We start from the raw sequence: 23,041 nt of genomic DNA, 5'->3' as shown, positions 1-23,041 counted from the left end.
AAACGGCCTTACCCGAAAAGGCAATCCTGAAGCATCGGCTCAAGCCGGTTGACCCGCCCGCGGATCGATTTGAGCAATTTTGTTTCCGCCGGGCTCAATGCGGTGATTTCAATCCTTGTTCCGGGCGGCAGTCCTGCGGATATATCACTGATCTGCTGGCGGAGAACAAGTTTCAGCGCGAAATGAATATCTTCGGCCAGGAGGGGTACTTCCGGCGGCACGGTATTCGTTCGATACAGCGCTTCGGCACGTTGGGCGCTGCTGCGTTCCGAAATTCCGCGTGAGATGGAAAGAACGCGCAAGGTTTCGATCAAAGGCAGAAGCAGATATTTTTTGATATCGTAGCGGCCGGCCTCCGTCTTCAGGCCGCCGAACAGTGTCGTTCCGGCCTGGGCATTGGCCGCGCTTCCCGCCAGCCTTTTAAGAAAATCCGGCCGCCGTGTGGCCCGCCCTTCCATGGCAAGCCGCAACAGGGAGGCCAGTTCCACCTGGCCATAGACAGGCTCGAAATCAAAGAAGATATCAACACTCAACAGATCTTCCGGCCGTGCCAGTTTCACCCAGTCACTGAGGGCGCTACGCCAGCCGGAAATCGATCGGCACCATTTGGCGTGACGCGACATCACCCCGCCCTGGCAATAGGGAATTCCGGCCTCATCAAGGAAATCGGAAATATGCCCGCCAAGGGTTTCATACCAGGCCTGCACCGCGGCATCATCGGGCATTGCGCCATCCCCTTCGATACCATCGTCATAGATGATCGCGTGGTCCTGATCGGCGGCAAGCAGGCTTTCGCCACGCCCGGCCGAGCCCAGCACCAGAACGGCATAGGGCCTTGGCGGCGGCGTTTCCATCCTGGCTTCGGCCAGTTGGGCGGCCTGGGCCAGCGCCGCCCGATACTGGCTGCTGATCACCGCGGCAATCAGATGGCCCTCAACGCCATCGGAAAGAAGGGAGCTTGCCAGCATGGGCAATGCCTTCAATGCCGCGGCAATTTCCGCTGAATCCCGGGCCGTCGCAATCTGGTCACCGATCACCATGGCGCCGGTCACGCGCTGGCGGATCAGCTCACGCGTGGAAATCCAGCCCACCAGCTCCCCTGACGCGCCCACAACACCAAGATGGCGGATATCAAGCCGGCTTATCCGGCCCAGCGCCACATGCATGAAATCATCCTCACGGACCGTGATCACCGGCGACGACATGACCTGACCGATCGGGATTGCCCGTGCATGCCCGACTTCCTCGATTGGCAGCGCCATGGTGTGAACGAGATCACGTTCGGAGACAATGCCATCAATCTTATTCGTGGAAGGGCCGATGAAGACACAGTCCGTTTTTCGATCCTTCATGGTCACGGCGGCTATCTGGATGGGTGTTTCCGGCGGCAGGACAACCGGATCCGTCAGCATGATCTCCCTGATCCGGTGGCGGTAGGGATAGGGGTCGATGCGTTCCACCGGCCGGGTCTGCGACGGCTGATACAGCCCGCTTGCCACATCCACCCACCCGGCCCGGGTCGATGACAGCCTCAGATCATCAAGACCGGATACCGAACGCAATGCATCGGCCAGCGTGACGATGGATTTACCGTTGAGATCAGGCAGCATCGCCCGAAAGATCCGGCCCGTGATTCTGGCATCCCCAAGGGCGGTGTGCCGATCACTGATGCTGATATCGTAATGTTCCGCCAGGGCGTTGAGATCCCCCATCATCAACATCGCCTCATTGCCGAGGGCAATCACCCCGAGCTGGCGGACGCATAGAGCGGCACTCCATTCCCATTCAAGCCCGTATCTTTCCGCTTCGGCCGACAACACCGCCAGATCGAAGCCGATATTATAGCCGATCAGCACCCGCCCGTTGAGCCGAGCGCGGAAATGGGGCAGGACATGGGCGATGCTTTGGGCCGTCTTGACCTGCTGATCGTCAATGCCGTGGATGGTCGTGCTTTTTTCAGGAATGGCCATACCCGGATTGACAAGCAGATCGAGCTGATGCGTTTCATCCCAGGGATCGGTCATGCCGATCTGGACAATGCGGTCCCGGGCAGGTGAAAGGCCGGTTGTTTCAAGATCAATCGACGCCAGCGGCAGTTTTTCCAGCGGCATGGTTGCAAGCGTAGTCATCTTCATCCCCCTGAAATGAAAACCTGCTACGGTGACTATCCTAGATTGAGCGGACGGGAATGGCCAGCCCCGGCCATGCTGGCCCGGTGAAGATGGTGGCGCGCTAGTTTCTGGTATCCGGATACTCGGTCGGCACGAACAGACGCGGCGAGAGTTTATGGCCTTTGGTGATATTGCTCAGCAATACGGACGTGGTGATGCCATTGGCATCGGTCACAAGCCAGCGGCGAAGGACAAATGGCTGTTCAGTGAATTCAAGCACGATCCGGCCCGCCGCCTCACCTTCGGGCTGATCAAGGGTGATCCGGGTTACTCCATCCCTGCTTTCGGCGCGGGTGGTGAAACCTTCCCCCTCAAGCCGGACCGGATCTGCCAGAATCACCGCAAGAGGTGTCTCGCTTACCGGATAGCTGGTTATCTGGCGCCGGTCTTCTTCGTCGACATGCAGCCAGGTCCGGGTCGTGATCAGGGTAAGCGGAACCGGGTCGTCATATTCGAACCGGCTGCGATAGGGTCGCCACAGATAGAATTGCCCCTCGGCCGAACTGCCATCGGAAGAGACCTGAATAAACCTGGCTTCAAGCGTGGTGATGCTGCTGAACCATGCTTCGGCCTTTTCAAGGGATGTGGCCATGGCAGACGAAGAAATCACCAGCCCCGCAAGCACCGCGCCCGAAACCCGAAGGAGGAGACGCCGAAGACAAGAGTTGAGATCAATCCCGGGCATCGATCAGCACCTCACGTTTGCCGGCATGATTGGCGGCGCTGACAACACCGCGACGTTCCATTTCCTCGATGATGGTTGCCGCCCTGTTATAGCCGATCCGAAGATGACGCTGAATGAAGGAGGTGGACGCCTTGCCTTCCCTTGCCACCAGCTGCACCGCCTGATCGTAGAGGCCGGCATCGCCGTTGTCTTCGGGCAACCCGCCCATGGCCGAAAGAGGCGCATCGGCATCAACCTCTTCGGTGACGCTGTCATCGTAGACAGGTTCACCCTGCTGACGAAGGAAATTGGCCACTTTCTCCACTTCGCCATCGTTTACAAACGGGCCGTGCACCCGGACAATCCGGCCGCCGCCTTCCATGTAGAGCATATCTCCCTTGCCGAGAAGCTGTTCGGCCCCCTGTTCGCCGAGGATCGTCCGGCTGTCGATTTTCGACGTCACCTGGAACGATATCCGGGTCGGGAAATTGGCCTTGATGGTGCCGGTAATCACGTCCACCGACGGCCGCTGGGTCGCCATGACCACATGGATGCCCGCCGCCCGCGCCATCTGCGCGAGCCGCTGGACCGCCGCCTCAATATCCTTGCCGGCAACAAGCATCAGATCCGCCACTTCATCGATGATCACGACAATGAAGGGCAGGGGATTGAGATCAAGTTCCTGTTCCTCGAAGACCGGCTTGCCGGTTTCCGCATCAAAGCCGGTCTGGACCCGGCGGGTGAGGGTTTCCCCCTTGCGACGGGCCTCTTCAAGCCGCTTGTTGTAGCCGTCGATATTGCGTACCCCGAGTTTGGACATGTTGCGGTAGCGGGTTTCCATCTCCCGCACCGTCCATTTCAGTGCGGTGACCGCCTTGCCGGGATCCGTCACCACCGGGGTCAGGAGATGGGGGATGCCGTCATAGACCGAAAGTTCGAGCATTTTCGGGTCTATCATGATCAGGCGGCAGGTTTCCGGCGTATGCGTGTAGAGAAGCGACAGGATCATCCCGTTGATCCCGACCGACTTGCCTGAACCGGTGGTGCCGGCAACCAGGAGATGCGGCATCCGGGCAAGATCGGCAATCACCGGATGCCCGGCAATATCCATCCCCAGCGCCATCGGCAGGGAGGCCGACTGCTCGGACCAGCGATCACCATCGAAAATATCCCGGATCAGCACGGTCTGCCGGTCGGTGTTTGGCAACTCAATACCAATGACATTCTGGCCCGGCACCACCGCAACCCGCACCGATAACGCCGACATGGACCGGGCGATATCATCGGCAAGGCCAATCACCCGCTGGGTTTTGGTGCCCGGGGCCGGAGACAGCTCATAGCGCGTGACGACAGGCCCGAACCTGGCTTTTTCAATCTCGCCCCGGACACCGAATTCCGCCAGCACGCTTTCAAGCATGCGGGAATTGGTATCCAGCACATCCTTGTCGGGCCCGGCCAGCGCCTTGTTCGGCGGCGCCAGAAGATTGAGCGACGGCAGGCGATAGCCGCTGGCATTTTCAAGATCAAGCGATCCCTGCCCGCTATTGCCCCGCGGCTTGCGACGCCTGGCGGCTGTCAGGGAAGGCGTGTCATCTTCAGCACTTTCCTGTGTAACCACCACGGGCTCCCGCCGAGGCTTTGGCTTCTGCCGCCGCTTGGCGCTGCTGTCTTTTGGCGTGCGGCTTTCCTGCCAGAACCGGGCGGCCAGCGCCTTCAGTGACCGCACCGGATAAAGCATGCCCTGCCGCATCAGGCCCAGAAGACGAGAGACAAGACGCATTTCCCCACGATCAATCGCCGCGGCATAAAGATAGACCACGAGGCCGAGACCCGTCAGCGCGGCCATGAGCAGATGGCCGTATTTGATCATCTCCAGCGGTTCCGGCAAAGACAGATTAAGCTCCGGCATGGTCAGAAGCGGCGCCACCAGCATCCGGCCGATCGCTCCGCCGTAACTTTCACCAAGCCAGGCGCTGGCCGAAAATGAAAGCAGGCAGAGCGCAACCGGCAGCACCAGAAACCGGCGGCGCATCCGCTCCGGCCGGGCATGCCGGATCAGCCGGATACCCCAGATGAGAAAAGCAATCCCAAGGGCAATCGCCGCGGGCTGGCCCATCGCCGCCACCAGATGCGCGGCAATTTCAGCCCCGACCACCCCGAGAAGATTTGATATCTCGCCGGTGCTGATGCTTGAGATGGTGTGGCTGGACGGATCGGCCGGATCGTAACTGACGATCATGGCCAGGACAACACCGCCAAGGCCAAGGCAGATCAGGCCGAAGATCTCCTCCATTCGCCGTTGCAGGAAACCTTTGAGGCCCGCAGAGATAAACGGTGTCGCCGTCTTGGGATCATTCATGGTTGGGTGAAAGCCTCGCTTTTCCTTCCTTGATGTCAAGCCATAGCAAATTGTACCTCAAATATATAGAGGTTTGCACCTGCTGCTTCCACAAGATGCTGAGTTTTTCCCGAGAAAACTCACCTCACCGATTGCGCTTATGGGGTTTCCGGCTTATCTCTCTTTAATGGAAAAGAAAACACGGGCCATTTTTCTTGACCGGGACGGCGTGATCAATGTCGATACCGGCTATCCCCACAAGATCGAGGACTGCCGGTTGATCCCCGGCGCCGCGGCGGCTATCCGACGTGCCCGTGATGCCGGATACATGATCGCTGTCGTGACCAATCAGGGGGGGATTGCCCTTGGCTATTACGATGAGGCGGCACTCCTTCATTTCAACGTGCATCTGGCAAGATTGCTGGAAGAAGATGGCGCCGTCCTGGATGCGATTTCATTCTGCCCGCATCATCCGTCTGCCCCTGATCCGGCCCTCAGGCAATGTTCATGCCGCAAGCCTCTGCCGGGGATGCTTCTTGAATTGGCGGAAAAATATGATATCGCCATGAATGAAAGCGCCATGATCGGCGACCGCATAACAGATCTCGAAGCTGGTGAAGCCGCCGGTGTCCGGGCTTTTCTTTTCGATGGCGGCAATCTCGATGAGATGATGCGCCATGTGCTGGCACGGCTGGATGAGGGACAGGATGGATAAGAGCAACACGCATGATATCGTGATAGTCGGTGGCGGCATGGCCGGGCTGGCCACGGCGCTGGCGCTTGCCGATCGAGGTGTTTCCTGCCTTGTGCTGGATCATGCCGCGGGCAGGACCGATACCATCCGCACCAGCACGATCAATCCCGCCAGTCATGCTTTTCTTGATCGGCTCGGTGTCTTCAAGGTCATGGATGATCAAGGTCATGCCATCACCCCGGTGCGTGAGATCCGGGTGAGCGATGCCCAGAAACCGCGTCCAGGTTACGCGGTGAAAGATACGCTCCTGTCATGGGGCGAGGATGACAGCGCAACCGGCCCGCTTGCCCATGTCATGCGGAACAGTGCCGTGATTGCCGCCCTGATGCATCTGGCCGCAGCGCATCCCCTGATCCGTATCCGCAACAGCAGGGCAACCCCGCCAGCGCCGGATGTATTTCAGCATAAAGATACACGTTGTCACCGCCTTGACCTTGATGATGGCGAGGTGGTGGAAACACCCCTGGTGATTGCGGCAGATGGCGGCCGAAGCCCGTTTCGGGAAGCTGCCCTGATCCGGACAATCCGGCGAAGTCCAGGCCAGACCGCGATCGTTGCCGATATCCGCTCAAGCCTGCCGCATCGGCATATCGCCTGGCAACGATTTGTTGACGGCGGTCCGGTGGCGCTGATGCCGCTGGACGATCCCCATCTTTCCTCACTTGTCTGGACCCTCCGGGATGAAGACGCTGCGGTGATGCTCAAGGCAGATCCGCTGATGTTCGGGCAGGTTCTTGAAGAAGAATTCGGCCCTGCTTTCGGCGAGCTCAGCCTGGCAAGCGAACGCCATTCCTGGTCGATGCGGCTCTGCCATGCGATCCGTCCTTTCGCGCATCGGCTGGTGCTGGTGGGTGATGCGGCCCACAGCATTCACCACCTTGCCGGTCAGGGCTATAATCTTGCCCTCGGTGATGCGGCGGCCATTTCAGATGCGCTGGCCTGGGCCATGGAGCACGGGGCTGATTTCGGCGACCCGATGGTGCTGGAACGCTATGCAAGGCAGCGGTTTGTCGAAACCGCGGCCATGACCGTTGCAACCGACGGGCTCAACCGGCTCTTCTCCTTCGGGCCGAAAAGTCTCCGCTCCGCGGCGGGGATGGCCATGGCCGCGATGGATCGGTCTCCCTTCAAGGCGCTGGCGATGAAAATGGCAAGCGGCGGGCTTAACCGTCGCGGCTGAGCCCTTGTTCCTCCAGCCGGGCCAGATACCGGGCCATGAGATCATCCCTGTCGCGGCCGTATCGATGCAGTGTCGTCCAGGTAAAGAGCCCGCTGTCATGGCCATCGCTGAAGACCAGCCGGATGGCGTAATGCCCCACCTGCTTGATATCGGTAATCTTGACCTTGCGCTTGCCGGCGGGGGTGGTTTTCTGGCTTGCACTATGGCCCTGAACTTCGGCTGACGGCGATTCAACCCGCAGAAGCTCTGCTTCGAGATTGAAAATCTCGCCGGTATCAAACACAACGCTGAGGGTGTTTTTCTCCGGATTGAGGGAAATGGCCGTCGGCCATGGCTCCGGGGTTGTGGCCGATGCCGACATTATCAGCTTTCCGCCCCGTCGAGGGTCCTGGCTTCTTCCTTGAGCAGCACCGGCACCCCGTCTCGGACAGGATAGGCAAGTCCAGCCTGACGGCTGATCAGTTCCCGGCTGGTCCGATCATAGGTGAGCGGGCCGCGGCTGACCGGGCAGATGAGCAGATCGAGCAAGATCGGATCAAGTGGTCTTGCATCTTCGTTTTCAGTGGCGGACATGGCCTTGATTCTCGGAGATGAGGCCATGGCTCGAGACCTGCATCTCAAGCATTGTTGTCAGAATTTCAGCTCGCTCAAACGTCGTTGGTGCCTCGAGCAGCGCCTGTTTGTCGGAAACTTCGAGCGGGCAGATCATCGACAGGGTTGTCACGAGTTTTTCGCTTTCACAGACCTTGATGGCCTCCCAGTCCGCGGTGAAGCCCTTGAGGTCAAAGAACCGGCGCAATGCCTTCAGCAGTTTTTCCCGATTGATGCTGTTATCCTGAACCAGAAGATCATCGGTGAAGGTGCTGTAATCCACCTTCAACCGGCGATACCCATCCTTCATGTCAATTTCGCTTTCAACACGAAAGCGGATCACCCCGTCAAGAGAGATGAGATAGCGGCCATCGGTGGTTTCCTCAAAACTGGAAAGTCGGCCGACGCAACCGATTGAAAAGAGGCTTGGGGCAACTTCATTCTGTCCGGTTGAGGTGGTGCTCTGGATCATCCCCATGAGGCGGGTCGGGCTGGTGAGCACATCGGAGATCATATTGAGGTAGCGCGGCTCGAAAATATTGAGCGGCAACCGCCCTCCGGGCAGCAGGAGAGCACCGTTCAACGGAAACACGGGTATCGTTTCCGGAAGATCCTGAAGATCAGGAATGATGGCGCTACGTTTCATTATGCCGGTTTCCTTTCAACGGCCTTCATCATGAAAACAGAAGTGACGAAAGTTTACGCCGTCCCTCAAGCACTTCGGGGGCGGCAGGCCCGAGGGTGGCAAAAATCTCAAGCAGCTGAAGCCGCGCCGCATCATCATTCCACGACCGGTTGAGCCGCATACAGGCAAGCAGGCTTTCAATCGCATCTTCGGACATGCCGGCGCCATATTGGGCCATGGCCAGATCAAACCTGGCCTGAATATCTTTCTCATCGGCGGCAACCCGGGCTTCGAGTTCCGCCAGCTGACCTGCCGCTTCAGCGCCACGTTCCGCCATATCAAGTCCCTTGATGGCCTTCTGGACGGCGTCGCTTGCCTGCATCTCATCGGTCATGGCGGCCAGCATGTCGCGGGCAGGCGCGTATTCCCCCGCCCCGGTGAGGCACCGGATGAGCCCGGCCATGGCTTCGGCGCTGTCGGGGCGCTGGGCAAGCATCTCCTGAAAAATGGCGGAAGCTGATGCAAAGTCTCTTCTGCCGATCGCCTCTTCGGCGGCCGCGAGCAGATCATCCATCGATGCCGCCGCGCCGCCAGCCTGCTGAACCAGCCGGTCGACAAACTGGCGAACCGCCGATTCCGGCTGGGCACCGGCAAAACCATCCACTGGCTGACCATCGATGAAGGCATAGACCGTGGGCACGGATTGCACGCGCAACTGCGCGGCAATTGCCTGATTTTCATCGATATTGACCTTGGCCAGTTTCACGGCCCCACCGGCTTCGGCGACGCATTTTTCCAGCACCGGCATCAATTGCTTGCAGGGCCCGCACCAGGGCGCCCAGAAATCAACGATGACCGGTTTTTCCTTCGATGCTTCGATGACCTCCGCCATGAAATCTGCGGTGGATACATCGATAATGCTCACATCACTGCCGGTGGCATTCTGTTCAATCAGCACCATTAGTCTATGATCTCCTGCGTCTTCAATGCGGAAACTGTCCTCGGGTAACACAAAAATTCGGGTATTACCCTATGAGATGGGGCGTTGGCAACCGCTGGCAAGTTATTCATTAATATCAATTTCATCCCCCTCATCCCTTCATCAGATCACGATCCGGCCAGCCCAATGCCCGGTATGTTCAAGAAATTGCCGCAGCCCAGGGGTGGAAAGAGACAATGTCTTGTCATTCACCAGTGGATGAACATTGATCATTTCCGCCTGATCGAGGCTTTCATCGAAGATCAGGGTAACGTCACGGGCCGTATCGTTGATCAGGGTCAAGGGCGAAACAGCCCCCGGGCGAACCCCGAGAAATTCCATCAACCTGTCGGGGCTGCCAAAGGAGAGGCGACTGCCGCCAATCGCAATACCCAGCTCCTTGAGGTCAATCGGACGGCTTTCTTCTGCAACAACAAGAAAATTCTTCTTCTTGCCGTCGCGGAGATAGAGATTCTTGATATGTGCGCCATCGATATCTCCACGGAGCGCGCGGGAATCTTCAACTGTTCTCAACGGTGGATGGGTATGGAGCGTATAGGAGATGCCGAGATCATCCAGTATCCCCATCATCTGAACGGATGATGTGGGAAGGCTGTCTTCAAATTCAGAGGATGCATCGGCCTCTGGTGATGCGGCGATCGCTGACATGGCTCAAATATCTTTATTGCTTGCTGTTGGTTTTGTTGATTAATTCGAGTATTCGGCCTTGTGGTCACATAGTATCAAGCTTTACCCACCCGAACCTGTGGCGGAGTGTCGCATGCCGGACGTCACCCGTTGCTGTCCTGCCGGGTTATCTGCCGGTATTTTTCCTTCACATCAGGTTACAAAATGCAACGATTGACGGGAATCCCGGCATTCGCTAGCAACCAGAGAAGATTTGTATGGGTGAAGATCAATATGGGAAAAGATGTTCGCGTTGCGCTCTTTGGCTGCGGGATGTGGGGCCGGAACATTGCCCGCAATCTGGATGAGCTCAACTGTCTTGAGGCCGTGGTTGATGCTGATCCCGTGGCCGCGCAAACCTTTGCTGACACTTTTGGCTGCCGCGCCATGAGTGTTGAGGACGCAGTTTCAAGCCAGGAGATTGATGCGGTGGCGATCGTCACCTCGGCTCCGTCGCATCATGATCTCGTGACACGGGCCCTAGAGGCGGGCAAACCGGTTTTCGTCGAAAAGCCGCTTGCGCTTTGCCTTGATGAAGCCGAGGCCATTGCCCGGGTTTCATCAGAGACAGGTCATCCCGTGGTCGTGGGCCATCTGATCAGGTATCACGCCGCTTTCGAGACGATGCTGGACTGCATCAGGGCAGGGGAGATCGGTGATCTTCGACACATCCGCGCAAGCCGCCTTGCGCCGGGGCGTATCCGGGATACGGAATCCGCTCTTTATGATCTCTGCCCCCATGATCTTGCGCTGATTGCCGCCCTGACGGGTGAGGAAATCCCGTCCCGGGTTGAGGCCCATGCCATCAGCCACATCACCCCGGGTATCGATGATATGGTCACGGCCCAGCTCGAGTTTTCTTCCGGGATAACGGCCTCGGTTCAGGCCAACTGGTATAATCCGGTCAAGATCCACAACCTGACGGTGATCGGAAGCACCGCGGCGCTGGTTTTCGACGATACAAAGCCCTGGAAAGCAAAACTGAAGCGCCATCCTTTCGCCGTCACCAAAGATAACGGCGCCATCACCCTTGACCGCGGGGATGCCCAGCCCATCCCGCTTGAGGAGAGTGAGCCGCTCAAGGCAGAAATGGCACATTTTCTGGATGTGGCGAAGGGAAGCCCGCCAAGGACCGGACTGGCCGAAGCCCTCTATGTTCAGGCCATCATGACACGAATGGAAACCGCGATCAGGACAGGAGCCGCTGCATGACCAACCCCGATATTCCGTTGATCGATCTTGCCAGCCAGCAGGTCCGTATCCGCGACCGCGTCGATGCGGCCGTCGCCCGCGTGCTGGATCATGGCCAGTATATCATGGGACCGGAAGTCGGCGCGCTGGAAGAGGCGCTTGCGGCGTTCTGTTCCTGCCGCCACGTCATCAGCTGTTCCAGCGGGACCGATGCGCTGATGCTAGGGTTGATGGCGCTTGGCGTCCGCCCGGGTGATGGTGTCATTGTTCAGAGCTTCACCTTCGCGGCATCGGCCGAAGTTCTCCCCTGCCTTGGCGCCGTGCCTGTTTTTGCCGATGTTGATCCGGTCACGTTCAACCTGAGCCCGGGCAGTGTTGCAAGTGCAAAGGCCGCCGCCGACAAGGCCGGTATCCGGGTAGTGGGAATCATCACCGTCGGGCTTTTCGGCCAGCCTGCCGACATGGACGCCATCACGGATCTTGCCGAAAAGGAAGGCTGGTGGGTTTTGGATGATGCCGCGCAATCTTTCGGGGCCAGCTACAAGGGACGGCCGGTGGGCACGCTGGCGCCACTTACCGCCACCAGTTTCTTTCCTGCCAAACCTCTTGGCTGCTATGGCGATGGCGGGGCGGTTTTCACCGATGATGATGACTTTGCCGCCATCATGCGCTCGGCGCGGATTCATGGTATGGGGCAGGAACGCTACAGCCATGAACGGATCGGCATGACCGCCCGTCTTGATACGATTCAGGCCGCCATCCTGCTTGAGAAGCTTGAGATATTTGAAGACGAGCTTGCCAGCCGGCAGCAAATCGCAGATCGTTATGAGGCCGGGCTTTCCGATATCATCACCGCCCCGCGGCTGGCGGCGGGCAATAGCTCAAGCTGGGCGCAATACACCATCACCCTTGCACCCGGTGCTGACCGTGGTGAAGTGCAGGCCGCGCTCAAGGACAAAGGCATTCCAACGGCGATCTACTACCCGAAAGGCATGCACCAGCAGCCGCCCTATGAAATGTATCCGGTTGCCGGCAACGGGCTGCCGGTGACCGAGGATCTCTGTGGCCGGGTGCTGGCGCTGCCCATGCATCCCTACCTCGATGCAGCAACCCAGGATTACATCATCACCACCCTTCGGGAGGTGCTTGCCTGATCGATGATTTTTTTCTTGCGTATCGCTTTCGGATGGCTATATTCCACCCATCGGATGCGGGTGTAGCTCAGGGGTAGAGCATAACCTTGCCAAGGTTAGGGTCGTGAGTTCGAATCTCATCACCCGCTCCATACGCTCCTTAAACGGAGCCTCTTCACCAGGCTATTTCAATCAGTTGCAAGCATTTGCCCCGCTTGCACCTGAAAGAAGCAGAAAAAATAGCAATCGCAATCACATCCTGACTTGATGAACACCGGATGACTTTCAGGATCCGGAAACGAAGATACCCGGATTGATGGCAATGTATCAGAAGCCGAAAACCTCCCTGATCAACGGCGCTCGTGTTTCCATGACCTCGCCCAGATCGTGACGGAAGGCTTGCATCTGTTCCGGCGTCGTTTCAATGGAAAGATTGATCATCCCGCGCCGCGCGTAGAAATGCCCGCGCTCGATCATATCAAGATGAAGAAGTTCTAGCAGTTCCTGAGGCGGTTTATCCTTGCCGAGAAGAGGTTTTTCCGGCGGTGTTTCACGGAAATGAAACACCATCATTGAACCAAGTCCGGCAACGGAAATGGGAATATCTATGCGGGCAAGGTCAGAAGCGAGCGCGTTGCGGAAAGCGTTCCCTTTACGGAAAAATTCATCGGCTACCTCTTTTGTATAGACCTGGCTTAATCCTGCATACCCTGCGCTCATGGAAAGGATATTGTTGTTGAACGTGCCTGCATGTCCCCAAGCGGCGGGGTGGCCGGGATTAAAACGATCCATGATATCCGCGCGCCCGCCAAAAGCTCCGAGGGTTAACCCGCCACCAATATATTTTCCGAATGTTGCCAGATCAGGCGTGATCTGGTGAAACCCCTGCAACCCCCCGCCGGTATGACGTGACGTCATCACCTCGTCAAAGATCAGCAGCGCGCCGGTCTTTCGGGTTGCATCCCGCAAGGCACCCAGAAATTCGGCTGATGCCGGCATGCCGCCGCCCGCACCGACCATCGGCTCAACAATCACGGCGGCCAGCGCATCACCGCGTGACATGATCAGGTGAACAGCCTGATCGGTATCATTGTAGTCAGAAAAATTGTACTTGAACGGCGCGTTCATCTTGCCTGCCCCTTCAAAGGAGAGCAACCCGCCATGATAGGCGCCATTCATCACCAGGATTTCCTCCCGGCCGGTGAACGCCCTTGCCGCGGAAATAGCCATCATGTTGGATTCGGTCCCGGAATTGGTAAACCGAAGTCGTTCCACGGCATGAAAGCGATCACAGATCAGCTGGGCAAACCTGCTTTCAACAAGATTGGGACCGCCGAGAACAATTCCCTTTTCAAGCGCCTCGGCGATGGCGGCGGCAATCACCGGATTACTGTGCCCGAAAAGGCCGGCCGTGTATTCGCCAAGGAAATCCGTCAGGCAATTTCCTTCAGCATCCCAGATGACCGATCCCTCACCCCGGGCCACGGTGAAGGGGAAAGGGGAGTAATGAAGAACCGTGCGGGTATTCCCACCCGGCATGGAATTCCGGGCTTTCTGAAACAGATCAAAACTGACGGAATGGGCATCCTTATAGGCCACCCTGGCCTCATCCAGAGCTGTCTTGAGAGTCAGATTTCGACGTTGATCCGGCATGCTCCCCCCAGATTCTATCAATCAAATCATTTTTTCTTCAGCTCATTTGCCCCTGATGGAATGTGAGATCAGGCAGGTCAGCTCAAACATCAGGTTTGCAGCGGTCACGCTGGTAATGCCCGTCGGGTCGTAGCACGGGGCAACCTCGCAGATGTCAGCGCCAATGATATCAAGGCCCATCAGCCCCTGAAGGATCTTCTGTGTATCCCGCGGCGTTATCCCGCCTATCTCCGGCACCGCCGTCCCCGGGCAGTATGAAGGATCAAGCCCATCAATATCGATGGTGATATAAACAGGCCCACCCATCAGCGTCGTGCGAATTGTTTCTATGGCGTTGGATCTGCCCATATCCTCGTAATCATCCATGGGGATCATGGTAAAGCCATGGTCATATCCATACTGGATATCTTCGGGCACGAAACGACTTCCGCGGAGGCCCAGCTGAACAGTTCTGGCAGGATCAATCAGGCCTTCTTCGGTGGCGCGACGCATGAAAGTGGCGTGATTGATCTTTGTGCCGCACATTTCATCCAGAACATCGGCGTGGCTGTCAATCTGGAGGAGCCCAACCGGACCATCAACCGCCAGCGCCCGCAGAATAGGTGTCGGAATCGTATGATCACCACCTATGGCGACAGGGCGTATGTCCAGCGATTTCAATCTGGCGAAAAAATCCTGAATATTCTGGATGGATTCGTCAAAATTGAGTGGATTGACAGGGGCGTCACCAAGGTCGGCAATGTTGCAGTTCTTATAGGGCTCAACACCTGTTGTCGGATGCGCCATCCGGATCAGTCGGGAAGCATGACGCACGGCCCCGGGAGCTTCGCGCGGGCCAGAACGATAATTCAGCCCGATATCAAAAGGCACTCCGACAAGTCCGATGCCGATCTCGGGGTTTGGTTCAACACGTTTGGTGCGCATGAATGTTGCCACATCGGAAAATCGTGGAACCTGTGCGGCGTCAACAGGCTGGTATTTTGGATCAGGCATAACCGGGCTTCCTTTCAAAACAATATTCGTGCGGCGAAAAAGCTTGCGGCATCAATCTTCCAGGTATGATGACGCAAGGGTTTCAAATTCCTGCAAGGTAGCATCCAACCTTTCCAGCAATTCATCCGCTTCATCTTCCGTTATGGTGAGCGGCGGCGCAACAATAAACCAGTCCCCGTTCTTGCCGTTAGCTGTCCGCCGCGAATAGATGATCAGACCATGTTCAAGCCCGCAACGCCGGATATGTTCCGTCGGGGGGAAATCGGGCGGAAACTTCCCTTTTGACTTCTGACTTGTGACCAGTTCTACCCCGAGAAGCAATCCCCTCCCCCGTATATCGCCAATAACAGGATGGCTATGTGCAAGCTTTTCCAGGCCTGCCCTGATCTGGGCGCCACGTTTCCGGGCATTCCCCATAAGGTCGTGATCCTGATATTCCTTGAGCACGGCAATACCTACCGCGCAGGTAATGGGGTTCGCGTTATAGGTATGCGAATAATTGAACCCGGTGAGTTCTGCCAGTTTATCGACCATGGCCCCGGGCATCAGCACAGCCCCCAGCGGGGCATAGCCTGAGCCAAGCCCTTTGGCCAGAACAACCAGATCCGCCCGGGCATCGGGGAAAGATTGACTTGCAAGAAATTCTCCGGAACGTCCGGTGCCACAAAGAATTTCGTCATAGACAAGATAAACACCATGCCGGGTGCAGATCTGCCGGATACGATTCAGATAATCCTTCTCCATCGGCATGGCGCCCGTGGCAAGACCGCCGATGGGTTCAACGACAAAACAGAGCACATTTTCAGCGCCAAGCTCGAGGATTTTATCTTCGAGCGCATCGGCGCATTTCATCCGGAAACCTGCCGGCGTTTCTCCCTCGGGAAGACGATACTGCCAAGGCGCTGGTATCCTCTCTGATTTGATGGCAAAGCCATCGAGAAACGCATCGAGATCCGGGTCTCCGGTAATCCCCAAGGTCGCAATCGTCCCGCCATGATAGGACGGCGACAACGTGATGATTTTCCTGCGCGATGCCTTACCTGTCGCAACAACATACTGACGCAGAAATTTAAGGGCGATTTCCATCGCCTCTGAGCCTCCTGAGGCCAGTGCGACCGATTCATATCCAGTCCCCGCCATGTTGGAGATCATCGCCGTCAGATCCATGTTCGGCTGATGCCTGGCAACGCGGCTATAGGCAAAATCCATTACTCTTGCCTGATGTGCCATCGCTTCGGCCACCCGCTCATTTCCATGACCGATGTTGCTTACAACAGGCCCTGAAGACAGATCAATATACTCATGGCCCTCCTCATCCCACATGCGAACGCCCTCGGCCCGGACAATCAGGGGCAGGGGCACGATATTGGATCGAGCGTAGAAATGATCCTGAGGTAAACCTGCTTTTTTAACCATTACATGAACCTTAGCACGAGCTGATCTTTTACCGATATGAAATATGCGTGTTTCACCCACATCATGCGATTTTCAATTTCCAGAGCAATCTCGGGTTTCGATCCATGGAAACAGACACCTTGAGCAGAAAAAAATTAAGGGGAGCAGAAAAAATCATCAAAGGGGGGACTTCACCCCGGAAGATCCATACTGCTGCGGGTTCTGACTTTGGTCATTGCATCACTTGCAGTTTTGTAGTTTTCACCCATATTTACCCTTGGTGACCGTCGATAATGCAAATCCAGTTACGGTCCGGCAAGACATTTAAACCAAGCGGGCGGGCAACGTTGATCATATGCACTGATGCAGATTTACGTTTTCTGCCTATGGCTTTTCAAAGTGGTGGTAGTTGTTCATGAAAATACCCAGAAACATATCGCGGCGCAGGTGGTTGCTTTCAACTCTCTCTTTTCTTGGAGCAAGCATCGTCACCCCGGTTTTTGCGCAAATAAAATACCGTCCCGTGCGCAGCCAATACATTGCCGCCCTTGCCCCAGCGGATGCCACCTCAGGAACTGGTGCGGAAACCTGGGGGATCTGGCGGGTTGATCCCGGACCCATCGGGGTCTGGCTTCGGTTATACAAAATATTGCGCAAGGCAGGTAACATTGCTCCCGCCGGGTGGAGATTCGATATTGACGACTGGTGGCTTGATGAGAACGGGCTTATCATGAAAGCCCCTGATTTTCCAATTTCACCAGGGAAATATTTGGTGACAAACGGGGAAGACCACGCATCACTTCTGACCATCGAGCAACCTGACAAGGATGGAAAACAAAAATGGTCTCTATCCGATGGCAAGACGATCGGTAATGTCACCCACGGACCATGCCGATCCGCGCGCTACACGCCAATAGGCGAAAGCGGCACATGCACCCCGGAAAACGCAGATTTATCTGCTTTTCCCCTGAAGCCCGGTGAACAGTTGCCACCGGTCAGCCTGTGCAATCGAAAGATTTATTCCGTGTTGATTGTTTTCGGCTTCCCTGTGGAAGGGTAGGCCTGTACTTCACCTGTCAAAAATTATTCTTGTCTTGAAAAACAGCCAAGACAAACAACAAGGCAGAATGGATGAGAGGCATAACAATCCGGGTGCAAGAACCAGGATGCGTTAAGGCTGAAACAGAAATCCGTAAGGTGGTGTTTGGCTATTGATGTTTTCCAGCTATTCCTGAATGATATTGGCGTGATCAACAGGAATAAACATGAAATTTTCCATCCAGCTTTCATCCGACTATCCTGACAAGTCCTATGGGGGAGACCGCGTTTATGCGGATATGCTGGATCAGGCTGTTCTGGCGGACAGGCTCGGGTTTGATGCTGTTTCGATAACCGAACATCATCTCATGAACTGCCTGATGATGCCGGCACCGCTCCAGTTTGCCGTCAAGATTGCCGCCATGACCAAACGTATCAACATCATGACGTCGATCGTGGTGCTGCCCCTGCATGATATGCGTGTCTATGCAGGTGAGGTGGTGGTTGCAGATATCTTTACCGAAGGCCGCCTGATGCTTGGTGTCGGCCGGGGTGCATTCAAATATGAGATGGAGCGCCTCGGTGTTCCGATGGATGAAACACAACACAAGTTCAACGAATCCCTTGATGTGCTGCAGGCGTTGCTGAATGAAGAAGAGGTTTCCTGGGATGGTACCTATTACAAGTTTGATTCATTGACCATCATGCCGCGGCCGGTCCGGCCTGGCGGTCCGCCGATCATGATGGCGGTCATGAACCCGGAAGGGATCTACCAGTGCACAAAACGAGGCTTTCATATCCAGACAACACCGCTTTCCGGCAATCATGAATTGCTCAAAGATCAGGTCTCGGCCTTCAACCGCGCCAAGGCCGAGATGGACGCCAAACCGGGGGAAGTGACGCTGACATTGTCGCGCGTTGGTCATATGGCCAGAAGCGCAACCGAGAAGAAGCGCAAGATTGAGGCAGCGCATCAGTATTACGGCAGATTTGACAATGTTTTCACCGGCCCGGGCATTGTCCGCAACGGCATGATAAAACCCCTGCCCTGCAAGACCCCAATCGAGGAGCTTGGGGAAAGCCTGTTGATCGGCAATACCCAGGAGATGATCGACAAACTCGCACCTTACGCCGAACTTGGGATAGACCGCGTGATACTCAACCCGAATTTCGGCCTTGATCAACGTGAGACAATGGAGACGATCACCGCCTTTGCCGAAGAGGTGATGCCGGTTTTTGCCCCGAGCTCTCCGCTGGCGGCCGAATAATGCTGAGGATAATGGAAACGGGTCATGCCGATCATTCGTATCGAAATGTTTGAGGGGCGCAACAGCGAGGACAAGCGCCGGATTATCAGGGAAGTCACGGAAGGGTTCTGCCGCGCAACGGGTGCAAGCCCTGAAGCGGTTCATGTGGTGCTTCAGGATATAAGCCAGGAAGACTGGGGGCGTGGCGGCGTTGCCTTTGCCGAAAGGTCGCCGAAATGATCCTGCCAGCTCCCGTCGATTGCGCCTATTCTGTCGAAGGCAGTGGCCCCCCGCTTTTCCTGATCCATGGTATTGGCGCTGCCCGGAACACCTGGGCCAAGCTTATGCCCCTGCTGGTGCCACATTTTACCGTTGTGACCTATGACTTGAGGGGTCATGGAAACTCACCCCTGCCGGAAGGTGAATTTGGCCTTGATGATCTTGTTGCCGATCTGGAGCATATCCGGGTTCAAACCGGTTTCGAGCAGGCGCATGTTGCCGGCCATTCCCTTGGCGGGATGATCGGGCCTGCCTATGCCCGCGCTTTCCCTCATCGGGTGCTTTCCTTGGGTCTTCTATCCACCGCGGCCTTTCGATCCGAAGAAGATAGCCGCAAGGTCTGGGCCGTGGTCAAGGCCATGGAAGATCGCGGCATTCCCGATGTTCTCGAAACCCTGACAGATCGCTGGTTCACCGACGGGTTCATCGCAAATCACGGGGATGTTGTTCGCCGCAGGCTTGATCAGGTGATCGGGACCGATGGGGATGTTTTTCTCAATGTCTTCCGCATCTATGCCGGAACGGAAATGGGCCCGTGGCTTCATGAAATTCAATGCCCGAGCCTTGTCCTGACGGGAGAGAATGATGGCGGCTGTAACCCGCGGCTGAATCAGCAGATCACCGCAGCGTTGCCGAAAGCCGAACTTGTTATTCTGCCCGGATACAAGCATTCTCTTCTGCTCGAGGCAGGCGAGATTGTTGCCTCCGAGATCATCCGCTTTATCGGCAATCTCTGAACATTCAAGTCTCGAAACAAAATGACCCGGCGCCGGCTTCAGATGGTGTTCTAGTTCGTGGATGTCTGCTCCATATTTTGCACCGAGCAGGCGTGACCAAAGCATGGTATAAATATAAACTCTGGCCTGATGATGTATGTTGAAAATGCTGGTTCATCCTGTTCAAGAAAGAGGTGTCAATTGACTGAACTCACCAATAAAAAAGCGCTGGTTACCGGCGCGGCAGGTGGCATTGGTCAAGCTATTGTCACGGCACTTAAATCCGCTGGTGCAAAGGTTGCCGTGGCCGATCGCAATACGTCAACCCTCTCGGCTGATGCCTGTTTTCCGGGTGATCTCCTGGATGCGGTTTATGCAGATACCCTTCCCAAAAATGTCAGCGAAACATTAGGTGGTCTTGATATCGTCATAAACAATGCGGGGGTTATAACGCGCGGTGATGTTACCGAAACCAGTGACGCCGACTGGGCCTTGTCTGTTGGCGTAAATGTTGAAGCACCGTTTCGAATTTGCCGTGCCGCCATTCCCATTATGGCGGCGAGGGGCGGAGGGGTGATTGTAAACATAGCTTCATGCTGGGGCGGAAAAGCCCCGGGGCCAAAGCATGCCCTTTATTGCATGACCAAAGCTGCACTTGCGTCACTGACCCAATGCATGGGGATGGATCACGCCCATCAGGGCATCCGGGTCAACGCGGTTTGTCCGAATGAAGTCAACACTCCCATGCTGCGTTCAGGTTTTGAGAAGCGTGGTTTCGATCCTGACAGGGCCGTCCATGATTTGGGGAAGACGGTACCGCTTGGCCGTATCGCTGAACCTGAAGACATTGCGGATGTAGTGATGTTTTTAGCCTCGGATTCTTCGCGCTATATGACAGGCGCTCTGGTTGAGGTTAACGGTGGAAAGCCTGTATCATGATGCGATTCAAGGGCAAAACGGCGATCATCACCGGCGGTGGATCAGGTATTGGCCGCGCGACGGCAGAGCGTTTGCGAGATGAAGGCGCGCGCGTATTTACTGTCCAGCGTGGGGTAGATGATAATTTTGAAAGTATTTCAATTGATCTTGGCCAGCCCGAAGCCCCACAACAGATCATCGATCAGGTGGTCTCAAAAACAGGCCAGATTGATGTATTGATCAACAATGCCGGCATGATGATGGAAGCCAGGGTGGAAGATATGTCACTTGACGATTGGTCAAAGACGATCGCGCTGAACCTGACGGCACCTTTTTTGATGATCAAATCTGCCTTGCCGTTCTTGCGCGAAACCAGGGGCTGTATCGTCAATACAGGATCAATAGAAGGGTTGGGATCCAATCCCATGCACGCAGCTTACGGTGCATCAAAGTCAGGACTTCATGGGTTGACCCGTGCTGTTGCGGTCGATCATGGACATGAAGGTATCCGCTGTAATGCCGTGGCTCCCGGCTGGATAAATACGGACCTGAACAATGACTTTATCGAAAGCATGAACGACCCGGAAGCCTTCCGTCGTGATCTTGGAAAAATTCATCCTGCTGGACGCGCAGGTGACCCGCAGGAAGTGGCTGCTGTAATCGCTTTCCTGGCCTCCGATGATGCCAGTTTTATAACAGGTCAGGTCTATATCGTTGATGGTGGCCGCATGACAAAATTGAGCCTGCCATGAAAAACGCCATTCAACACCTTGTCTTACACGGGCTGAGATTTCGGGAGGTTTAACTTGGATACGTCAATCCGCGGTATTGTCCCGGTGATGCTGACACCGTTTAAGGATACAGGTGATATTGATTGGGAAGGTCTGGAAGCGCTGATCCACTGGTATCTTGACCATGGTGCCGAGGCCCTTTTTTCGGTTTGCCAGTCATCAGAAATGGCGGCTTTATCGCTCGCTGAACGCGGTGATCTGGCTCGATTTACGGTAAAGACGGTCGCCGGGCGTGTGCCGGTGCTCGCTTCAGGGCATGTGGCAGATTCCATGGATGATCAAATCATCGAGCTGCAAACTCTGGCTGATACAGGGATTGATTGCCTCGTTCTGGTGACCAACCGCCTTGATACGGCAAATACCGGCAGGCAAGCCTTTGTTCAATCTTTGAAGGCGATCACCGCGACGCTTCCGGATGACCTGCCGCTGGGGCTATATGAATGCCCGGCGCCCTTCAGGCGGCTTCTTGATGATGATGAAGTCAAGATTATCGCAGATGATCCGCGGTTTGTTTTTCTAAAGGATGTGAGCTGTGATCTCAGCACCGTCAAGAGGCGTCTATCCTTGGCTGAAGGATCAGCACTGGCGATCAATAATGCCAATGCCGCGATCGCATCAGATGCACTGAAAGCGGGGGCGGACGGGTTTTGTGGTGTTTTCACCAATTTCCATCCTGATCTGTACCGCTGGCTGCAGGATGAAGGCCCGTCGAACCCTGAACTGGCCTATGAGATGGCCATTTTTCTGGCACTTGCAGCGGCGACAGAGCCCATGGGCTATCCGAAACTGGCCAAACTTTATCACCAGAGACTAGGTACTTTTGCTTCGCCCCACAGCCGTGTGGTCAAAGATGATATCCAGGTGAAATACTGGGCCCTTGATGAGGTGATTACGAAAGTCATTGAAGGCACGGAGCATTACCGAAACAAAATATCAGCCAGCAAGACGTGATCATGCTGTCCTGACCGGGGGCATTTGGACTGCGGAAAACCCTACATGTATTCGAGCGTATGGGTCAGCCCGTTCCTGATATGAAGCGTCAATATTTCCTTTGCCGTTTTGCTGTCGCGTGCGAGGGCGGAATCAAAGAGTGCTTTATGTTCCTGTCTTGCGATTTCGCCGCGATAGGTCAGGACAAGCATTTGATAGCGCAGGTATTTTCCAAACAAGGTGGCGTGCAGCGCCAACAGGTTTCTTGAATTGCAGGCGCGAATTAAAGAAAGATGAAACTGCCAGTCATAGCGTTTCCATGTTTCCAGATCAGATGAGCTGCCATTCTTCATTCGGCGTTCAACCTTGCTCAGTTTATGGTATGAGCCGACCACTTCTGCTTCCCAGTCCTCATCGCCATTGAGGAAAGATTCTTCAAGGGCATGGCATTCCAGCAGAATACGCAGATTAGCAATTTCACCAAGATCATCAGGTGAAACCGGCGTGACAAAAAAACCTCGCTGCTCGGCCGCTGAGACAAATCCATCACTGGCAAGGCGATTGAGTGTCTCGCGCAGGGTAGAAACACTGGCAGCATAATCTTTTCGCAGCACTTCAAGCTTCAGTTTGGCCCCTGGTTTCAGTTTGCCAAAGATGATGTCATGCTTGATTCTCTCGTACGTGGAATAGGCAACGGTCTTTTGTCTGCTGCTGCTAAGAAATCCCAATTTGCCGAGGTCTTTAAGCATGAATTGTTTTTTTGATTTC

The 23,041-nt window shown here is 55.8% G+C and carries 24 protein-coding genes and 1 tRNA gene; 12 read left to right on the top strand and 13 right to left on the bottom strand.

Features of this window, described 5'->3' with window-relative positions:
- Positions 1-8 precede the first annotated feature (8 nt).
- The 3 genes from AB8880_12280 to AB8880_12270 all read right to left on the bottom strand — a co-directional run bounded on the left by AB8880_12280 (position 9) and on the right by AB8880_12270 (position 5,194).
- Entirely contained in the window at positions 9-2,129 is a 2,121-nt protein-coding gene (locus AB8880_12280; protein ID XDZ65681.1) for a DUF294 nucleotidyltransferase-like domain-containing protein, read from the bottom strand.
- Positions 2,130-2,232: 103 nt separating this feature from the next.
- Complete coding sequence (locus tag AB8880_12275) at positions 2,233-2,856, bottom strand: outer membrane lipoprotein carrier protein LolA (GenBank protein ID XDZ65680.1); 624 nt, start codon at positions 2,854-2,856, stop codon at positions 2,233-2,235.
- Entirely contained in the window at positions 2,843-5,194 is a 2,352-nt protein-coding gene (locus tag AB8880_12270) for a DNA translocase FtsK 4TM domain-containing protein (protein ID XDZ65679.1), read from the bottom strand. Before AB8880_12270 ends, AB8880_12275 begins: the two co-directional genes overlap by 14 nt.
- A 166-nt stretch (positions 5,195-5,360) precedes the next feature.
- Between AB8880_12270 and AB8880_12265 the strand changes: the two genes are divergently transcribed.
- Both AB8880_12265 and AB8880_12260 read left to right on the top strand, forming a co-directional pair.
- Entirely contained in the window at positions 5,361-5,888 is a 528-nt protein-coding gene (locus AB8880_12265; protein ID XDZ65678.1) for a D-glycero-alpha-D-manno-heptose-1,7-bisphosphate 7-phosphatase, read from the top strand.
- On the top strand, positions 5,881-7,107 hold the full coding sequence (locus AB8880_12260) for an FAD-dependent oxidoreductase (GenBank protein ID XDZ65677.1): 1,227 nt from the start codon (positions 5,881-5,883) through the stop codon (positions 7,105-7,107). The genes AB8880_12265 and AB8880_12260 overlap by 8 nt, the downstream gene beginning before the upstream one ends.
- Here AB8880_12260 and AB8880_12255 read toward each other — a convergent pair.
- The 5 genes from AB8880_12255 to AB8880_12235 form a co-directional block, all read right to left on the bottom strand.
- Entirely contained in the window at positions 7,091-7,468 is a 378-nt protein-coding gene (locus AB8880_12255) for a gamma-butyrobetaine hydroxylase-like domain-containing protein (GenBank protein ID XDZ65676.1), read from the bottom strand. The genes AB8880_12260 and AB8880_12255 overlap by 17 nt on opposite strands.
- Before the next feature lie 2 nt (positions 7,469-7,470).
- Positions 7,471-7,680, bottom strand: coding sequence for a Trm112 family protein (locus AB8880_12250; protein XDZ65675.1), 210 nt, complete (start codon positions 7,678-7,680; stop codon positions 7,471-7,473).
- Entirely contained in the window at positions 7,667-8,344 is a 678-nt protein-coding gene (locus AB8880_12245) for an LON peptidase substrate-binding domain-containing protein (protein ID XDZ65674.1), read from the bottom strand. Before AB8880_12245 ends, AB8880_12250 begins: the two co-directional genes overlap by 14 nt.
- Positions 8,345-8,372: 28 nt before the next feature.
- Positions 8,373-9,284 carry a thioredoxin gene (gene trxA / locus AB8880_12240; GenBank protein XDZ65673.1) on the bottom strand — a complete coding sequence of 304 codons (912 nt, stop codon included), beginning with the start codon at positions 9,282-9,284 and terminating at the stop codon, positions 8,373-8,375.
- A 141-nt stretch (positions 9,285-9,425) separates the two neighbouring features.
- The gene (locus AB8880_12235; protein XDZ65672.1) at positions 9,426-9,971 is read right to left on the bottom strand and encodes a prolyl-tRNA synthetase associated domain-containing protein; all 546 of its coding nucleotides are present in this window, start codon (positions 9,969-9,971) and stop codon (positions 9,426-9,428) included.
- 252 nt (positions 9,972-10,223) lie between these two features.
- Between AB8880_12235 and AB8880_12230 the strand changes: the two genes are divergently transcribed.
- The 3 genes from AB8880_12230 to AB8880_12220 all read left to right on the top strand — a co-directional run bounded on the left by AB8880_12230 (position 10,224) and on the right by AB8880_12220 (position 12,465).
- Positions 10,224-11,201, top strand: coding sequence for a Gfo/Idh/MocA family protein (locus AB8880_12230; protein XDZ65671.1), 978 nt, complete (start codon positions 10,224-10,226; stop codon positions 11,199-11,201).
- Positions 11,198-12,334 (top strand): DegT/DnrJ/EryC1/StrS family aminotransferase, encoded by a 1,137-nt coding sequence (locus AB8880_12225; protein XDZ65670.1) that lies wholly within the window; start codon positions 11,198-11,200, stop codon positions 12,332-12,334. The genes AB8880_12230 and AB8880_12225 overlap by 4 nt, the downstream gene beginning before the upstream one ends.
- 56 nt (positions 12,335-12,390) lie before the next feature.
- Positions 12,391-12,465, top strand: a tRNA-Gly gene (locus AB8880_12220).
- 175 nt (positions 12,466-12,640) lie between these two features.
- Here the strand turns inward: AB8880_12220 and AB8880_12215 are convergent.
- The 4 genes from AB8880_12215 to AB8880_12200 form a co-directional block, all read right to left on the bottom strand.
- On the bottom strand, positions 12,641-13,966 hold the full coding sequence (locus AB8880_12215; protein XDZ65669.1) for an aspartate aminotransferase family protein: 1,326 nt from the start codon (positions 13,964-13,966) through the stop codon (positions 12,641-12,643).
- Between the two features lie 42 nt (positions 13,967-14,008).
- The gene (locus AB8880_12210; GenBank protein XDZ65668.1) at positions 14,009-14,959 is read right to left on the bottom strand and encodes an agmatinase; all 951 of its coding nucleotides are present in this window, start codon (positions 14,957-14,959) and stop codon (positions 14,009-14,011) included.
- A 51-nt stretch (positions 14,960-15,010) separates the two neighbouring features.
- On the bottom strand, positions 15,011-16,375 hold the full coding sequence (locus AB8880_12205; protein XDZ65667.1) for an aspartate aminotransferase family protein: 1,365 nt from the start codon (positions 16,373-16,375) through the stop codon (positions 15,011-15,013).
- Between the two features lie 363 nt (positions 16,376-16,738).
- Complete coding sequence (locus AB8880_12200; protein ID XDZ65666.1) at positions 16,739-17,023, bottom strand: hypothetical protein; 285 nt, start codon at positions 17,021-17,023, stop codon at positions 16,739-16,741.
- Between the two features lie 61 nt (positions 17,024-17,084).
- On the opposite strand from AB8880_12200, the gene AB8880_12195 reads away from it, so the two are divergent.
- The 7 genes from AB8880_12195 (at position 17,085) to AB8880_12165 (ending at position 22,294) form a co-directional block, all read left to right on the top strand.
- Positions 17,085-17,414, top strand: a complete 330-nt coding sequence (locus tag AB8880_12195; protein XDZ65665.1) for a hypothetical protein — start codon at positions 17,085-17,087, stop codon at positions 17,412-17,414.
- Between the two features lie 205 nt (positions 17,415-17,619).
- The gene (locus AB8880_12190; GenBank protein XDZ65664.1) at positions 17,620-18,660 is read left to right on the top strand and encodes an LLM class flavin-dependent oxidoreductase; all 1,041 of its coding nucleotides are present in this window, start codon (positions 17,620-17,622) and stop codon (positions 18,658-18,660) included.
- A gap of 24 nt (positions 18,661-18,684) precedes the next feature.
- Complete coding sequence (locus AB8880_12185) at positions 18,685-18,879, top strand: 2-hydroxymuconate tautomerase (protein XDZ65663.1); 195 nt, start codon at positions 18,685-18,687, stop codon at positions 18,877-18,879.
- Positions 18,876-19,655, top strand: coding sequence for an alpha/beta fold hydrolase (locus AB8880_12180; GenBank protein ID XDZ65662.1), 780 nt, complete (start codon positions 18,876-18,878; stop codon positions 19,653-19,655). The genes AB8880_12185 and AB8880_12180 overlap by 4 nt, the downstream gene beginning before the upstream one ends.
- Before the next feature lie 180 nt (positions 19,656-19,835).
- The gene (locus tag AB8880_12175) at positions 19,836-20,573 is read left to right on the top strand and encodes an SDR family NAD(P)-dependent oxidoreductase (protein XDZ65661.1); all 738 of its coding nucleotides are present in this window, start codon (positions 19,836-19,838) and stop codon (positions 20,571-20,573) included.
- Positions 20,570-21,304 (top strand): SDR family NAD(P)-dependent oxidoreductase, encoded by a 735-nt coding sequence (locus tag AB8880_12170; protein XDZ65660.1) that lies wholly within the window; start codon positions 20,570-20,572, stop codon positions 21,302-21,304. Before AB8880_12175 ends, AB8880_12170 begins: the two co-directional genes overlap by 4 nt.
- Positions 21,305-21,358: 54 nt before the next feature.
- Positions 21,359-22,294 (top strand): dihydrodipicolinate synthase family protein, encoded by a 936-nt coding sequence (locus AB8880_12165; GenBank protein ID XDZ65659.1) that lies wholly within the window; start codon positions 21,359-21,361, stop codon positions 22,292-22,294.
- 41 nt (positions 22,295-22,335) lie between these two features.
- Here the strand turns inward: AB8880_12165 and AB8880_12160 are convergent, their stop codons facing one another.
- Positions 22,336-23,022 carry a GntR family transcriptional regulator gene (locus AB8880_12160; protein XDZ65658.1) on the bottom strand — a complete coding sequence of 229 codons (687 nt, stop codon included), beginning with the start codon at positions 23,020-23,022 and terminating at the stop codon, positions 22,336-22,338.
- Between the last annotated feature and the right edge of the window lie 19 nt (positions 23,023-23,041).

It is taken from the genome of Alphaproteobacteria bacterium LSUCC0684 (assembly GCA_041228335.1).
GTDB lineage: Bacteria > Pseudomonadota > Alphaproteobacteria > Puniceispirillales > UBA1172.
Note: the sequence above shows the minus strand (reverse complement) of the source record. Positions and strands in the feature narration are given on the sequence as shown.

Coding starts and splice junctions, on each gene's coding strand:
- AB8880_12280 (XDZ65681.1), bottom strand. CDS start 2,129: ATGACTACGCTTGCAACCATGCCGCTGGAAAAACTGCCGCTGGCGTCG.
- AB8880_12275 (XDZ65680.1), bottom strand. CDS start 2,856: ATGCCCGGGATTGATCTCAACTCTTGTCTTCGGCGTCTCCTCCTTCGG.
- AB8880_12270 (XDZ65679.1), bottom strand. CDS start 5,194: ATGAATGATCCCAAGACGGCGACACCGTTTATCTCTGCGGGCCTCAAA.
- AB8880_12265 (XDZ65678.1), top strand. CDS start 5,361: ATGGAAAAGAAAACACGGGCCATTTTTCTTGACCGGGACGGCGTGATC.
- AB8880_12260 (XDZ65677.1), top strand. CDS start 5,881: ATGGATAAGAGCAACACGCATGATATCGTGATAGTCGGTGGCGGCATG.
- AB8880_12255 (XDZ65676.1), bottom strand. CDS start 7,468: ATGTCGGCATCGGCCACAACCCCGGAGCCATGGCCGACGGCCATTTCC.
- AB8880_12250 (XDZ65675.1), bottom strand. CDS start 7,680: ATGTCCGCCACTGAAAACGAAGATGCAAGACCACTTGATCCGATCTTG.
- AB8880_12245 (XDZ65674.1), bottom strand. CDS start 8,344: ATGAAACGTAGCGCCATCATTCCTGATCTTCAGGATCTTCCGGAAACG.
- trxA (XDZ65673.1), bottom strand. CDS start 9,284: ATGGTGCTGATTGAACAGAATGCCACCGGCAGTGATGTGAGCATTATC.
- AB8880_12235 (XDZ65672.1), bottom strand. CDS start 9,971: ATGTCAGCGATCGCCGCATCACCAGAGGCCGATGCATCCTCTGAATTT.
- AB8880_12230 (XDZ65671.1), top strand. CDS start 10,224: ATGGGAAAAGATGTTCGCGTTGCGCTCTTTGGCTGCGGGATGTGGGGC.
- AB8880_12225 (XDZ65670.1), top strand. CDS start 11,198: ATGACCAACCCCGATATTCCGTTGATCGATCTTGCCAGCCAGCAGGTC.
- AB8880_12215 (XDZ65669.1), bottom strand. CDS start 13,966: ATGCCGGATCAACGTCGAAATCTGACTCTCAAGACAGCTCTGGATGAG.
- AB8880_12210 (XDZ65668.1), bottom strand. CDS start 14,959: ATGCCTGATCCAAAATACCAGCCTGTTGACGCCGCACAGGTTCCACGA.
- AB8880_12205 (XDZ65667.1), bottom strand. CDS start 16,375: ATGGTTAAAAAAGCAGGTTTACCTCAGGATCATTTCTACGCTCGATCC.
- AB8880_12200 (XDZ65666.1), bottom strand. CDS start 17,023: ATGTTACCTGCCTTGCGCAATATTTTGTATAACCGAAGCCAGACCCCG.
- AB8880_12195 (XDZ65665.1), top strand. CDS start 17,085: ATGAAAGCCCCTGATTTTCCAATTTCACCAGGGAAATATTTGGTGACA.
- AB8880_12190 (XDZ65664.1), top strand. CDS start 17,620: ATGAAATTTTCCATCCAGCTTTCATCCGACTATCCTGACAAGTCCTAT.
- AB8880_12185 (XDZ65663.1), top strand. CDS start 18,685: ATGCCGATCATTCGTATCGAAATGTTTGAGGGGCGCAACAGCGAGGAC.
- AB8880_12180 (XDZ65662.1), top strand. CDS start 18,876: ATGATCCTGCCAGCTCCCGTCGATTGCGCCTATTCTGTCGAAGGCAGT.
- AB8880_12170 (XDZ65660.1), top strand. CDS start 20,570: ATGATGCGATTCAAGGGCAAAACGGCGATCATCACCGGCGGTGGATCA.
- AB8880_12160 (XDZ65658.1), bottom strand. CDS start 23,022: ATGCTTAAAGACCTCGGCAAATTGGGATTTCTTAGCAGCAGCAGACAA.